Source organism: Acaryochloris marina MBIC11017, assembly GCF_000018105.1.
Lineage (GTDB): Bacteria > Cyanobacteriota > Cyanobacteriia > Thermosynechococcales > Thermosynechococcaceae > Acaryochloris > Acaryochloris marina.
Window position 1 is genome coordinate 145,445 of the sequence record NC_009928.1, and the last position, 11,948, is coordinate 157,392.

The window sequence follows — 11,948 nt, forward strand, 5'->3', positions numbered from 1 at the left end:
TTTACAGCGGGAAGGGAGTAAGTGAACGTTACGCTCCTTCGCCAGTTTCTGGGACAGTTGTTGGCTATTTGTAGGTACGTTCTTCTTGATGTAAACACTCCATATCTTCCGGGTGCCACCGCCGCTGAGCACCCGGATGAGGCGCATCCCACAGTCCTCCTAATCCCTTCTGTTGCCAGCGATGAAGGGTTTGGCGAACGGTCCGAACATTATACTGGAATAGGGCTGCAATTTTCTCTACATACATCCCCTGATGACTCAATCGAATCATTGCGGCTCGATCTTTGACCCGTTGGGGGACTGTTGTTGCTGTCCTCAGTTCAAATAAGGTCTGCTCTTCTGAGCTATTCAATAAAGTACGTAATCCGGCACCCATCCGCACAATCTCCTAAATGATAGTGTGGGTAGATTCATTCAACTTCATCTAATTGAGCTTTTCAAGGCTGGGCTACTTAGCTTAAACTACACTAGAAATTAAACTAGGTATATGTAATCCTTTCATAATGCCTTAACATCCCTTAAACTCCTTAAGTTCCTTACCTTTATGTCAATACGCCACCTTCAACATCATTTAATCCAGAAATTAGCTAATCAAATAGAAATGATTTGGGTGAAAAAATTAGATATATCTTGTTACTTACTACCTCCAGAATTTACTTATTTAAAAGGTATATTTGAGGATCAAAATTTAGTAATTGAAAATATTTGTTATAAGTCAGAGCATTTTCGAAAATTACATATAGAGTTAGCTCATTTAGGCAATGGGCTGGATGTTTTACACTGTGTCATGTTTCCAAAAACTAAATATGATTTACCAATTTTTGGTGCAGATATAATAAGCGCTAGAGGTAAAATATCAGCTGCAATCGTTGATCTTTCTCCAGTTACTAGTGACCGAACTTTACCAAAAGATTATTGTAAGTATCTTAACAATTTACCGGAGGTAAAATTCTCTAAAATAAGAAAATTGCCTGATTGGGGCGATATATTTTCAGAATATTGTCTATTTATACAGCCACAAAATACTGAAGAAGAGAATCATTTTTTAAACCGCGTAACTTTATATTTAAGTTGGCATTGTGAGAAAGCTTTATTATCTCAAATTGTGGAGCCATCAGAAATATCAAATATCCATGAAGGACACGCCCATTACTGCCAGCAGCAAAAGCTTAATGATAAAACTCGCCGAATCTTAGAAAAAGCCTTCGGGAAAGAATGGGCTAATACCTATATGGATAGAGTCTTATTTGATTTTTAATTATATGAACTACCCCGCTCTAAGAGCTAATTTATAAACTAAACCTTAAGCTGCTAGGCGGCGAACCATAAGCCTAATGAAAGAGCCAAAAATCATTGCTTCACTATTTTCTGTATAGATTTCATAGTCTTTGTTCAAACGTCGATAACGGTTCATCCATCCAAAACTACGTTCGACAATCCAGCGCTTAGGCAACACTTCAAATCCTTTGGATTGACGCTCAATAGCATCAACCTTGACGGTCTCACCACAAACCTGCTGCACAGCACGCTGAAAGTTTGGTCCTGAGTAGCCTTGGTCAACCCAAAGCACTTATAAGCGAGAGAGTTTTTCCATGGCGTCACTTAGAACAAACACAACTCCCAATCGTTCTGAAGTGTTTGCTCCTGTCACCACAACCCCAATCATTAATCCCTGAGAATCGACGACTATATGTCGCTTACGGCCTTTAACTTTCTTGCCACCATCAAAACCATAGACTGCCCCCTTTTTTCCGTTGTCTTCACCGATTGAGAGCCAGCAATGGCAACAGCAGAGTCTTTTTCTCGGTCCATCTCTTGCCTCAATTGATGGCGCAGAGTGTCATGGAGCAAACACCAGATGCCTTTGCGTTGCCACTTCTGAAAGTAGTTGTGGCGGCTTCGTGGGCTAGTAAATCATGGGGAAGCATTTCCCACTGACATCCCGTCCTTTGCACGAAGAAAATTGCGTTGAGGATTTCTCCCAAGTCAACAGTTCTGGGGAGTCCAAATCCTTTATCTTTGGTCAACAGCGGCTCTATAACGTTCCATTCAGCATCACTGAGGTCACTGGCATAGGCTCGACGATGAGGATTTTCAATCTCAGGTAAGCGACTCATGATACATAGCGCTTGAAGTAGCTACAACCCACCCTAGAGGAGCAATTTAACGACCTTATCGCCCTTAATACTTACTTTATAAATTAGCTCTAAATATGATGAGTTCAATGATTGACTACCTAGAAGTCTAATCCCAAGTCAGTCATTAAAGGCATCAATTAAATCATTAGTTTTATATAATCTTAATGTTGCCAGAATTAATTGAATTACCTATCACATCTAATATCATTAAATTTCAAGGCAAAAAACCTGGAATAAATATGGACTTTAGAGAACATGTTTACTTTAGGCTCATGACTTTCTAATCATGACAGTATTAATCAAAGAGGTTATTTATATTGAAAGCTTATATATCGACAATTCAATAACACAAAACCCAGAAGAGTTAATATTCACCACCGATGAGGTGCCTATTTCCCTTCTGGGTTTTCAATTGCTAGAGGAGGGTGGCAGCAATTTTAATCGTTAGACCACGATGGGCTAGCTAAGTGCATTGATGGCATAGTCAATATACGAGTTGGCTTCAACAGCCCCATCACCACTTAAGCCATGGTTTGCTTTGATATATTTCAGCGCTTCAACATACCAACTGGGTGACAAGTCAAAGGTGCGGTTGATCTCTGCCAGTCCGCTCACTAAATAGTCATCCATGGGACCTGTCCCACCCACCACACAGCAGTAGGTGATCATGCGCAGGTAATACCCTATATCGCGCACACACTTGTCTTTGCCCCGCTGAGTGGAAGCATAGTTATTTCCCTGTAATGAAGTTGTGTAGGGAAACTTCTTGTATACGGCATCAGCGGCTTGAGAAGCCAGGCTATCTGCTTTCTCGCTCAATGCTCTTGCGGCTTGTAAGCCCGTCGATGCTTGACGAAAACGTCCAAAAGCAACCTGGAGTTCTGTTGAGCTGAGGAACTTTCCTTGGGAATCGGCTGAAGCTAGGGCCTCAGTCAAAGGGGTTTTCATTTCTAAATTTCTCCTAATTACCGATATCTAAATGGGGCGCGATGGATGGCTATTTCTAACGAGGCCCGTTAGCCTACGGCGCGTGCCGCTAAGTCGAAGTAGTCGCTGACTTCTGAAATCAAGCTGGAACAATCTCCTTGAGTGACGCCATTAGGGTCACTCGCGATTTCTAATGCTGCATCTCGCATCTTGCTGACGCTCAGGGACATCGACTTGGTTGGGACACCCAGTGTTTGATAGGTTTGCTTGAGGCCGTTCAAACAGCGATCTTCAAGAATGCTGGCATCACCAGCAAAGATGGCGTAAGTCACATAACGCAGAATAATTTCCATGTCTCGTAAGCAAGCGGCCATCCGACGATGGGTGTATGCATTACCACCCGGCTGGATGAGTGAAGGCTGCTCCTCGAACAAATCACGCGCCGCATTCGCAACGATGGTAGACGCATTACTCGTGATTCGATTGACGACATCCATCCGCTTATTGCCATCCGAGACGACAGCTTGCAGGGCTGCGATCTGGGAATCACTCAGAAAATCCCCTCGGGCGTCTGCTTGTGAAACTACTTTCGCAAATGCATCATACATAGACTTAAATTAACCTCCTAAATGGTATAAGTCTGATTCCAATAAAAAACGATTTAACACGCTGTTCAACCATGCTTAAATCATGGCTAAATTAAAAAGCTGTGAAAATAACAACTTGAGAAGGTAACAAGGGAAATTATCCAACTCTGCGGTAGTCACTTTGCATATTTCAATGCAAAAATTCATGGAAATTTATAATTTTTACAATCCTCGCCTTCAATTAATCTGGAGAAGAGAAAATCCTGGTGAGATAATTTCACGTTAACTTAAAGCTTCAGGGCATAACCTACACCATGAACTGTATGGATCAGCTTGGGGCGTTCACAGCTATCCCCAAGTTTGCGACGCAGGTGAGAAATGTGAACATCAATAACCTGAGTGTCGATGTTGGTTTCCCGGCTATATCCCCATACTTTGTCCAAAAACTCTGACCGGGCAATGGGTACCCCAGGATGTGTAGCTAATAGTTCCAACGCACAAAATTCCATATGTGTTGAAGAAATACGGCTATGACCCTAAAATACTTGCCTTTTGTTGGTGTCTACGGTTATTGAGCCAAACTTAATGACACCTTATACTTTGATAATGAAGCGGTTTTGAAGTCTCCCGTCTACGAAGGATAGTTCGTACACGTGATTCCAACTCTTTCAATGAAAAGGGTTTTACCACATAGTCATCGGCACCCATCTCTAAGCCAGTGATTCGGTCTACTACATCCGATAGAGCAGTTAACATAATAATTGGCACTCTTGATGCCTTTCGAACTATTTGGCAAAAACCATAACCATCCAACTTAGGCATCATCACATCTAAGATAATCAAGCCAGGATGTTGATCATAGAAGATGCCAAGTGCTTCATGTCCATCAGAAGCAGTGAATACTTTATATCCAATCTTGGATAAACGTATATTTAGAGGCTGTTTGAAAAGTTTTAGTAGTCCTCCGCTAGCCTTCGAACCATCAGTCGAATCATTGCCGCATACACAAGCGCTTCAGCTGTCTTGGTCAAGACCTCATAATCTTTATTGAGACGTCGAGACCACAACAACCATCCAAACGTCCGCTCTACAATCCATCGTTTGGGAACCATCTGGAACCCTGCTAGATTATCTGAGCGTTTGATCACTTCTAAGACATATTGAAAACGGTCCATCACCCACGTCATAAAGGCTTGTCCTTGATAGCCCGCATTGGCCCATATCCGAACACAAACTTGCACCTTGGCGTCGGGCTTTCCAAAACAGTATTTTGGCCCCTCGTTGGTCAGAGATATTGGCAGCGGTGATAATCACCATCAGGAGCAGCCCTAAAGTATCGACGAGCACATGACGCTTACGGCCCTTGACAATTTTTCCACCATCAAACCCAATCGAGTGACACCGAGGATTGCCGACTTTAACCGATTGAGTATCGCAGATGGCGGCACTGGGACTCGGATGACGCTCTTCACTCACCCGCACTTGCATGCGTAGATGGTCATTGATGTGGACCCAAGTGCCATCATCGCGCCACCTTCGAAAATAGCTATAGACCGTTGACCAACAGGAAAAATCATGGGGTAGCTGTCTCCACTGACACCCCGTAACCAAGAGATAAAAGATGGCATTAAGCACACTGAGCATATCAGTCGTGCGAGGTCTACCTCCAGGTTTAGCAGCAAGAATCAAGGCTTAAGTAATTCCCATTGCAGGGTGGTGAGGTCGCTATCAAAAACTGTCGGCATTGCTCTCAAGGTCCTGTCCAATGTTTGTGTATTGACAGATTTGTCCCTTGAGAGCTTTACTCACTTCTCAAACAGCCTCTTAGCTCGACTTTATCCAATCAAGCAGCATAGCAGAGAAGCTCAGACCAGGTGTTGAATAAATTCCTAGGGACTTTGAACACATCCTTGTCTGTAATTGACGTGTGAAAAGTCTGAAGCTGCCATCAGTGCCGCCTAACTTGTGCGAGTGCATCTGCAAATGATGGATTTAGTTTTCGGTACCAAGCTGTCATGGGACAAGCGACTGGATGTGTTGACTGCAATTGATGGGCTAAGGCGGTCACAATGGAGAAGAGTGCTAGAAGTGCAGGCGTGGTGCGAAGAATCGCCTGGTCTGACCATTGTCTCTGGGTTTCGACACCGAGATGGGCACGGACTTCTTCAAAAGTGACTTCAACCTGCCAACCTTGTCGAAACCATTGCATCATCTTGATAGAGCTAATCTCTAGGTCTGTACAAAGCAGTGCTTGTGGCTTGCATCGACCTTGAGGATCGCGGATCAAGACCCAGCGAATGGGAATCGGTGGCATACCGGTTTTGTACCATACGGCAGTACTAGAAGTAATGTGTAAAGTTTAGTTGGCCTTGCCATACCAATCTTGAAGCACAATCGTTTTCCAGGGCGTATTTGCGTTCTCTACTGTTGCTTTGAGTGTAGGCAGGCGCTGTCCAATGATACGAGGACGGCCCATTTGTTTTGGCTTTCGAGGGGGCGCAGGTTGCCATAATTCCGCATCCAAACGCAACCGAGTAACCACATGAACTGGCTGCGACATTTGAGCGAGAGAGGATAAGAATTCAAACGTGGCAAAGCTACTATCGGCAACCACATATATGGCTCGGTGAGGCAACCATCGTCGAACCTGCCGCAGCATTTGCCGTCCCCAATCGGTCAGTCGTTTATGACGATGGCGATGGATGTGGTTGTAGCGTTTTGAGGGGGCCAGAACGGTTAGAAAGGGTAAAGCCCAAGTTCGTTTGGCCCAAGGGATGGGTACCAAGAGCATCAAGCTCAACCAGCGCAAGCCACTGGCTTTGACTAGGTGTGAATGACTGGAGCGAACTGGATCACGATAAATTCCACGAGCGGCAATTCGTTTGCCCCAGCGACGCTCTATCGTGTCGTCTAAGCCCAGCAGTACTGGTCCCGTGGGGATAAACAGGTTAACCAACTGACGTAAGAGAATCTGACTGGCCCCTCGACTTGACCAGATGGCTCGATTTAAGACCCGATGATAACGCTGAGATTGCTGCTCCTCAGACAATCCCATCACTCTCAGAATTGCGCTGACTGTTCGTTTCCCAGGAGCGAGAATAGCACCGACGAGAAGTACTGAGGCTGAAGACCAAACCGGCTGAGAAAATAGAGGGCGAAACGCTAAGATCAAAGGCAGAAATATTTTCGGTAGCATTTTCTCAGGACTCTCGATACTTGCCTATCTCTGATCTTGCTACCGTTTCTTCGTATCAGCATAAATGGATAAAGTCGAGCTTAGAACTCTGCGAATGTTGGCTTCATCACCAAAGACTAAAATGGCAGGTTGTTGACTCCTTGAACTATCCATTAATTCTATCTGCGGACTACAAGTATCTAATGTAAGACGCTCAATATTTTGGTGAAAAATACAACGAAAAATATAGTAAGTTTGAGATAAATGTTTCCCATGAGGAAAATTAGCTACAGCTAATTCCTAAGAGGAGCTAAAGCTTAGGATAGTTAGAAAATGCTTACTAATTTAACTAAGTTAATAGGTATATAATATTTCAGTATTCAAGAGTCATTGATATCGCAAATACTACAGTTGAATACTTTCAACCTCGTGTACTCAGCAGTGGATTTTCCTATTGGCATACTTACGATTAGTGACGTACTCCAGACGTTGATGCAAGCATACAACGCTGGCTTCTCCTGTCTTTCAACCTTCGCGTTTTAGAGTGAGGCGACGCCCAACCCAACTGTCGGAGCGGCAATTAGCACGTACTCCACTGTTGTTATTATTTTATCGCGGCATTGTTCCCTTCGGCCACGCGCCTCTCATGCCGTCGTTGATTGACTTGCTTTGCTCTCAAAACAACGCGGGGCTTCCCACCGACTAAGCTAAAGGCTGCTCCGATCAATATGGAACTGTATAGAACCCATTTGAGATCTTTTGCCTAATACGCAAAACTGTCAGAAGCGTTCTATTTCAATCTAGTGAGGGTAGATTCCCCGCTGCTTGCAGCGAAGAAATGGGATTGTAATCCAAATCTACGGTTTGGGAGCAAATCGTATTCCATACCCCGTCTGCTTGCAGCGGGGCAGTTGATTGGTTATGACCTACTCAAGCAGTTTGACTGATACCGAATGGGAAATCCTCGAACCGCTGTTGCCAGAATTTCTACCGCCCAAGAAAAAGACAAAGCCTCTAGCCTGGAGTTACCGAGAGCTGATGGATGGGATGCTCTATCGACTCAAAAATGGCTGCAACTGGCAGGACTGGCCCAAAGACTTTCCTCCCATCTCAACGGTCTTTTGGCACTACAACAAGTGGCGCAAAGCAGGATCGATTGAGACGTTGATGACGCTGCTGAATGGATAGGTTCGTGAGCAGGTAAAAAAAGCCCAAATGGACAAGGTTGATAATGGCAGACTCGCAAGCGGTGAAGAACACTTGCAATGCGAGGGTGGAGTCGAAAGGGTTCTGTTTCTACAAAGCCACCCATGGAATCAATCGACAATACCCTTGGTTTCCCATTCTTTACCCTGTGCACACCCCCACATGCCTCAGACAATATGGGCTTACTGATGATGTTGACCCTCAATATTGAGTACTTCAAAGCCAAGCCTGTCAATATCCCTAAAATCACCTTTTTGTTGGACAACGGCTATCATTTGGATACATTGACTCAGAAGCTTGAAGCGGTCTATCCAGCCATCATGAGAAAGATCAGATTTGAGCTATCGCCGAAGCCCTTAAAAACAGAAAAAGCAGCTCAAGGGAAAACGGGCTTTGTTCCGGTTGCGACCCGATGGGTCATTGAGCGTTCCAACGCTTGGATGGGGCACTGTAAGAGCCTGACTAAGAACTTTGAGCGAACGCTTGTGAATGCAAAAGCGCAAATGGATTTGTGCTTCGTCAGGCTTATGCTTAAGAGGCTTGCGGCTAAGTCTTAAGATCTCAAATGGGTTCTATAGAAAGCACTATGATTCTTGCAAATATTTACTTTGTAACCATTTGGTAGGTTAGAAGAATCATATTCATGGTGAGGGTTGTCTGATAGACAACCCTATTCCCCTTATGTGAAAGAAGCTTTATACCTAATTAGAAGTGGCTCTGAGTAAGCAACTCCTCGTTAATTAAAAACTAAGACCCAACCACAAATGAAGCAATTATCACACCACTTAGTGCGCCAAGACCAATTATAATTGCCGCTATAAGGCCAGTATAACTTTCGGATCCCTCTGATGAACCTGATGAAATTGAACTGGCTGAGCTAGTAGAGCGACTAGGTGTACTAGAACGACTGGGTGCACTGGAGCGACTGGGTGCGCTAGAACGAGTCGGTGCGCTAGAACGGCGAGGAACGCTAGAAGACCGGCTTGTTCTAGAAATACTATCCCGAAACTCCTCACCATAACGAGTAACGTGAGCAAACGTTAATTCTCCTATCTCTTGCTGAGGGAGAATTCGACGTCGTTGATATGGAACAGTGTCTTCCCCAAAATTTTCCAGATATTCATCGGTATTAAGCAGCTCGTCAATGAAGCCTTGGAGTCCTTTCGTAGCTAAAACAATAGACCAAGCTAGGGTTTCTCTTTCGTTGTAAACCTGACGTCCCAATACGCGCTGAAAACAAAGCTCAACAAAACGATAGTTGTTATTGGCATCATAATTCAGTCGGCGAAAGGAATCTGATAAGATCAAACCCCGAATAAAATCTTTAACAGTAATCTGCCTGGCTTTGAGTTGAGATTCTAAAGTCGCCTGACGGTTGGCGGCCAACATCTGTTGCTCATGATAGATTTGCAGATAGGATGCATCAATGATGGCGGTGATTTCGTTGGGCGAGGGTAGATTTTCAGTCGTAAAGATCCTTGGCTGTTCATCGCTGGGTACTTCAAAACCATTGACACGCTGATTTTGGGATATTGGGGAGTAATCTAATAAGGGTAGGGACATATATAAAACTCCTTGACAAAAAATGGCCAAAATACTTTATTAGTGGAAAAATTCCAAGTAAATGAAATATTGAAGAAAGTAGTTCGATACCCAAGTATTTCTAGAACTTCATTTCTTGAATCTAATGATTTATCGTACTACTGAAGCGGTACAATAGCTGACTTCTGGCTTAGGAAAGTAGAAATTTGCAATATTTACTCTAACTACTACAAGCTTAGATGCTGAGCCTCATACCATACCCTAAGTATCGCTGAAAGAGCTAGCTTGTACATTCTTTAGATCAACATGTTCGGGCTCAACTCAGAAAAAACTATCAATTTCATTGATTAAGTTCTTCCTTTTTCTAGAAAATGCCATAATTCTCATCAATTAAATAGATAACGCAGTTTTTCCCTCCAAAAGTTGTAGCTTTTAATTTGCCCGATTCTCCTCACCTTGGGCTGTTAGAAGTTCGTAAAAGCTAATTTAGACAATGATGAAACCCTGCAAGGCCGAAAAATCAACTGTGAGGATTGAGGCATGCAAAAATAGCTGTCTCTGATGTTCTCCCAGATATTTGAATAGAATCAAGTCCCTTACATTAAGATGGGATCAATCATTTTTTTACTGCGCATCAATGTAAGAAAAGCGTCAAAATTAACAAATCTTTAGAAGATATATCAAGTTCATTTTATTATGAATTAAAGTTCTCATTCATAATAACTGTCAAATCATATATCATATCAACTATCATTAAGATTACCTATATCGATTGGGCGATTTAACCGTGACGTTAATCGCCCTTCCTTCAGCAGAATTAATTTAGCAATCTCTGAATCATTATTTTCTAACTAAGAATTAGCAGTAGGCATCCTAATCACGGAATTATAAATGTTTTCTGAAAATTAGACTATTCTTATAAAAGAAGTACAATTTTATTGAGTCTAATTAAGATATCTTCGAATTGTCACGAAATTTGATATCGTGACTCTTGGTAATAAAACTTGAAGATAGGCCTTGGTTTGACGGTATGTCTGAAAGTTGAACTCATCTGAGCCATAGGTATGAGCCGAGCAGGAATATTGCTGTTAAATTTGGGAGGGCCTGAGAGGCTAAGAGACGTCCGCCCCTTTCTATATAATCTATTTTCAGATCCAGAAATCATCCGTTTACGCTTTCCTGTTTTACAGGCTCCGCTTGCATGGTTAATTTCTGTATTAAGGTCTAGTAAATCTGAGAAAAACTACCAAAAGATTGGTGGTTTTTCTCCCTTGCGCGAGATTACTGAGTCCCAGGCATTTGCATTACAACAGGCATTATGTTCAGCAGGCTATCCGATTAAAACCTATGTAGGGATGAGATATTGGCATCCCTTTACGGAAGAAGCCATCGAGCAAATAAAGCGAGACAGAATCACCGATCTCGTCATTCTTCCCCTTTACCCGCAGTTTTCAATTAGTACCAGTGGATCTAGCTTTCGCCAACTAGAGAAAATTTGGATGGCCGATCCAGGCTTGCAGACCATTAACTATACAATCATTCCTTCTTGGCACGACTGCAAAGACTATATTCGAGCGATAGCTGATTTGATAGATGGCTGCATTGATCAGCAACCTGATGCCCATCAGGCCCATTTATTTTTTAGCGCTCATGGTGTACCCGTCAGCTATGTCGAAGAAGCTGGCGATCCTTATCAAGATGAGGTTGAGAAATGTGTGGGTTTAATTATGAAGGCCCTAAACAGGGATATACCTTACACATTGGCTTACCAAAGCCGAGTAGGTCCAATTGAATGGCTGAAGCCTTATACGGACGAGGCAATTGTCGAAGTTGCACAACAAGGGTATAAAGAGCTAGTTGTTGTCCCCATTAGTTTTGTCTCAGACCATATTGAGACCCTCGAAGAAATTGACATAGAGTATCGGGAGATAGCGATCAATGCTGGGATAGAAACTTTTATTAGAGTTCCTGCCCTCAACACAAATCCAGACTTTATTCAAGCCCTAGCCAAGTTGGTCATTCAAGCCTTAAGTGAACGCCCTGTTTTATTTAGTGATGTTTGTCCAGAGAACGCAGTGAAATTGTATCCTCAAGAACAATGGGCTTGGGGAATAACTCCCTCCGCAGAGGTCTGGAATGGGCGACTAGCTATGTTTGGGATGTTGGGAGTACTACTTGAATATTTCGTAGGATCTGGACCGCTACATTTATTAGGCTTAATGTAGTCATGGTCATAGTGAGGATGTTTAACCTGCCTCTCTTATTGGACTATTAAGAAATTGTAATGGAAGGGTTGTTCAAATTAACCTAATGTAGCTAACAAGGTTATCTTTTTCACAATTAGATTTTTTATCAGCAGTTATCATCAAGAAA

General features: G+C 43.1%; 6 protein-coding genes and 6 pseudogenes. 4 read left to right on the top strand and 8 right to left on the bottom strand.

Features of this window, described 5'->3' with window-relative positions:
- Positions 1–376 (bottom strand): annotated as a pseudogene (locus AM1_RS32780) (helix-turn-helix domain-containing protein); the annotation flags it as partial.
- 168 nt (positions 377–544) lie between these two features.
- Between AM1_RS32780 and AM1_RS32785 the strand changes: the two are divergent.
- Positions 545–1,258, top strand: a complete 714-nt coding sequence (locus AM1_RS32785; protein ID WP_012167450.1) for a phycocyanobilin:ferredoxin oxidoreductase — start codon at positions 545–547, stop codon at positions 1,256–1,258.
- A gap of 45 nt (positions 1,259–1,303) precedes the next feature.
- Here AM1_RS32785 and AM1_RS40380 read toward each other — a convergent pair.
- From AM1_RS40380 to AM1_RS44690, 6 genes and pseudogenes are all read right to left on the bottom strand, one after another.
- A pseudogene (locus AM1_RS40380) lies at positions 1,304–2,117 on the bottom strand (IS5 family transposase).
- Positions 2,118–2,597: 480 nt separating this feature from the next.
- Positions 2,598–3,086 (bottom strand): phycocyanin subunit alpha, encoded by a 489-nt coding sequence (gene cpcA, locus AM1_RS32800; protein WP_012167373.1) that lies wholly within the window; start codon positions 3,084–3,086, stop codon positions 2,598–2,600.
- A gap of 68 nt (positions 3,087–3,154) precedes the next feature.
- Complete coding sequence (locus AM1_RS32805) at positions 3,155–3,673, bottom strand: phycocyanin subunit beta (RefSeq protein ID WP_012167374.1); 519 nt, start codon at positions 3,671–3,673, stop codon at positions 3,155–3,157.
- Positions 3,674–3,939: 266 nt separating this feature from the next.
- Positions 3,940–4,582: pseudogene (locus AM1_RS32810) on the bottom strand (response regulator).
- Positions 4,583–4,605: 23 nt separating this feature from the next.
- Positions 4,606–5,397 (bottom strand): annotated as a pseudogene (locus tag AM1_RS32815) (IS5 family transposase).
- A gap of 98 nt (positions 5,398–5,495) precedes the next feature.
- A pseudogene (locus AM1_RS44690) lies at positions 5,496–6,848 on the bottom strand (IS701 family transposase).
- A 900-nt stretch (positions 6,849–7,748) separates the two neighbouring features.
- Here AM1_RS44690 and AM1_RS32825 point away from each other — a divergent pair.
- Positions 7,749–8,015, top strand: a complete 267-nt coding sequence (locus tag AM1_RS32825; protein WP_012167461.1) for a transposase — start codon at positions 7,749–7,751, stop codon at positions 8,013–8,015.
- Between the two features lie 43 nt (positions 8,016–8,058).
- Positions 8,059–8,590: pseudogene (locus AM1_RS32830) on the top strand (transposase).
- 190 nt (positions 8,591–8,780) lie between these two features.
- Here AM1_RS32830 and AM1_RS32835 read toward each other — a convergent pair.
- Positions 8,781–9,596, bottom strand: coding sequence for a phycobilisome rod-core linker polypeptide (locus tag AM1_RS32835; protein WP_012167463.1), 816 nt, complete (start codon positions 9,594–9,596; stop codon positions 8,781–8,783).
- 1,043 nt (positions 9,597–10,639) lie between these two features.
- On the opposite strand from AM1_RS32835, the gene hemH reads away from it, so the two are divergent.
- Positions 10,640–11,800: a ferrochelatase gene (gene hemH, locus AM1_RS32840; protein ID WP_012167381.1), complete on the top strand. Its 1,161-nt coding sequence runs from the start codon at positions 10,640–10,642 to the stop codon at positions 11,798–11,800.
- Positions 11,801–11,948 lie beyond the last annotated feature (148 nt).

What these genes read in the sequence shown, in the direction of transcription:
- AM1_RS32785 (WP_012167450.1), top strand. Translation starts at nt 545, where the DNA reads ATGTCAATACGCCACCTTCAACATCATTTAATCCAGAAATTAGCTAAT.
- cpcA (WP_012167373.1), bottom strand. Translation starts at nt 3,086, where the DNA reads ATGAAAACCCCTTTGACTGAGGCCCTAGCTTCAGCCGATTCCCAAGGA.
- AM1_RS32805 (WP_012167374.1), bottom strand. Translation starts at nt 3,673, where the DNA reads ATGTATGATGCATTTGCGAAAGTAGTTTCACAAGCAGACGCCCGAGGG.
- AM1_RS32825 (WP_012167461.1), top strand. Translation starts at nt 7,749, where the DNA reads ATGACCTACTCAAGCAGTTTGACTGATACCGAATGGGAAATCCTCGAA.
- AM1_RS32835 (WP_012167463.1), bottom strand. Translation starts at nt 9,596, where the DNA reads ATGTCCCTACCCTTATTAGATTACTCCCCAATATCCCAAAATCAGCGT.
- hemH (WP_012167381.1), top strand. Translation starts at nt 10,640, where the DNA reads ATGAGCCGAGCAGGAATATTGCTGTTAAATTTGGGAGGGCCTGAGAGG.